Source organism: Burkholderia sp. LMG 13014, assembly GCF_905232215.1.
In the GTDB taxonomy this organism is placed as follows: domain Bacteria; phylum Pseudomonadota; class Gammaproteobacteria; order Burkholderiales; family Burkholderiaceae; genus Burkholderia.
The window spans coordinates 1-1962 of sequence record NZ_CAJNKE010000847.1 but is presented as its reverse complement, the minus strand read 5'-3'; the positions used below and the strand labels follow the sequence as shown (position 1 = coordinate 1962).

Below are 1962 nucleotides of genomic sequence, written 5' to 3'. Positions count from 1 at the left end.
CACCCCGGTTGCCGCTCGATGCCGGCGGCCATCTCGCGAAGTCGCGTGCGGTGCGCGATTTCTTCGACTACTGCCTGACCGCGCAGAGCGACCTGAGCGCGGCCGCGCTCGATGCATTCGTCGCTCGCGAGATTGCCGCGCAGCTCGACGGCACCTTCGCGCAGGCCGAGGCGCTCGACGTGTGGCGCCGGTATCGCGCGTATCTCGACGCACTCGCGAAACTGCGCGACGCCGGCGCGGTCGAGAAGTCCGACCTGGGCGCGCTGCAGCTCGCGCTCGACCAGCGTGCGTCGATCGCATACCGCACGCTCGGCGACTGGAGCCAGCCATTCTTCGGTGCGGAGCAGTGGCGGCAGCGCTACGACCTTGCGCGGCTGAAGATCGCGCAGGATCCCACGCTGACGGATGCGCAGAAGGCCGAGCGGCTTGCAGCGCTCGAACAGCAGATGCCGGCCGACGAACGCGCCGAGCAGCAGCGCATCGACCAGCAGCGCGCGGCGATCGACCAGATCGCGCAATTGCAGAAGAGCGGGGCGACGCCCGATGCGATGCGCGCGCAACTGACACAGACGCTCGGCCCCGAAGCGGCCGCGCGTGTCGCGCAGATGCAGCAGGACGACGCGTCGTGGCAGAGCCGCTACGCGGACTACGCGGCGCAGCGTGCGCAGATCGAATCGGCCGGCCTGTCGCCGCAGGATCGCGACGCGCAGATCGCCGCGCTGCGGCAGCGCGTGTTTACGAAGCCCGGCGAAGCCGTGCGCGCGGCCTCGCTCGATCGCGGGGCGGGCAGCGCGCGGTAACGCGGAAAGCGCGGGCAGTACGGCGCGTGTCCGCTGCTATGCCGCGCGCGTGAGGTCCCGCGGCAGGTGTTGCTCGATGGTATTCGCGAGCGTGTCGAACGCGGGCCCGATGCCTTCGTGCGCGACGCACGCATAGCCGAGCAGCAGGCCGCGCTGCGCGGTGTCGAGGCTGCTGTAGTAGCTGGTGAGCGGGCGCACGATCACGCCCGCATCGAACGCGCTCTGCGTGACCGCGCGATCGTCGCACGCGTCGGGCAGGCCGAGCACGAGATGCAGGCCGGCCTCGTCGCCCATCACGGGCAGCGCGTCGCCGAAGCGCGCGCGGATCGCGTCGATCATCAATTGCCGGCGCTCGCCGTACAGCGTCCGCATCCGCCTGACGTGCGAAGTCAGGTGGCCGTCCATGATGAATTCGGCGAGCACGGCCTGCTGCATCAGCTGGCCTTCGCGGTACAACTCCGATAACCCGGTGCGGAACGTGTCGACCAGATGCTCGGGCACGACCATGTAGCCCATCCGCAGCCCCGGGAACAGCATCTTGCCGAGGCTGCCGACGTAGATCACGCGGCCGCCGTCGTCGAGCCCCTGCAGTGATGCGAGCGGGCGGCTGCCGTAGCGGAACTCGCTGTCGTAGTCGTCCTCGATGATCCAGCAGCGGTGCTGGCGCGCATATTCGAGCAGCATCCGGCGCCGCGCGAGGCTCATCACCATCCCGAGCGGGTACTGATGCGACGGCGTGACGAGCACGAGCCGCGGCGGATGCTGCATGTCGCTGGCGCGCGGGTCGAGCCCTTCCTGGTCGACCGGCACCGGTGTCAGGGTGAGGCCGGCTGCCTGCAGGACGCTGCGCACGCCCCAGTAGCATGGCTCCTCGACCCATGCGCGATCGCCGATGTCGGACAGCAGCCGCACCGCGAGATCGATCGACTGGTGGATGCCCGTCGTGATGATCACCTGGTCCGGCGAGCATTTGACCGAGCGCGCGACGCGCAGGTAATCGGCGAGCGCGCGCCGCAACGGCCGGTAGCCGCCGCCCGGCGCATAGGTCAGCAGCTCGGGGTTCGCTTCCTTCCACAACCGCGCTTGCAGGCGGCTCCACGTCCGGCTCGGGAATTCCGACACGTCCGGCACGCCCGGCATGAACGCGCCCCATTGGCGTCGT

At 69.9% G+C, this 1962-nt stretch carries 2 protein-coding genes; one reads left to right on the top strand and one right to left on the bottom strand.

Annotated features, from left to right (window positions below):
• Positions 1-800: lipase secretion chaperone (locus tag JYJ84_RS35325; protein ID WP_205190186.1), on the top strand; the 800-nt coding region annotated here is incomplete at its 5' end.
• A 36-nt stretch (positions 801-836) separates the two neighbouring features.
• On the opposite strand, the gene JYJ84_RS35320 is transcribed toward JYJ84_RS35325, so the two are convergent.
• Positions 837-1962: PLP-dependent aminotransferase family protein (locus JYJ84_RS35320; RefSeq protein ID WP_205190185.1), on the bottom strand; the 1126-nt coding region annotated here is incomplete at its 5' end.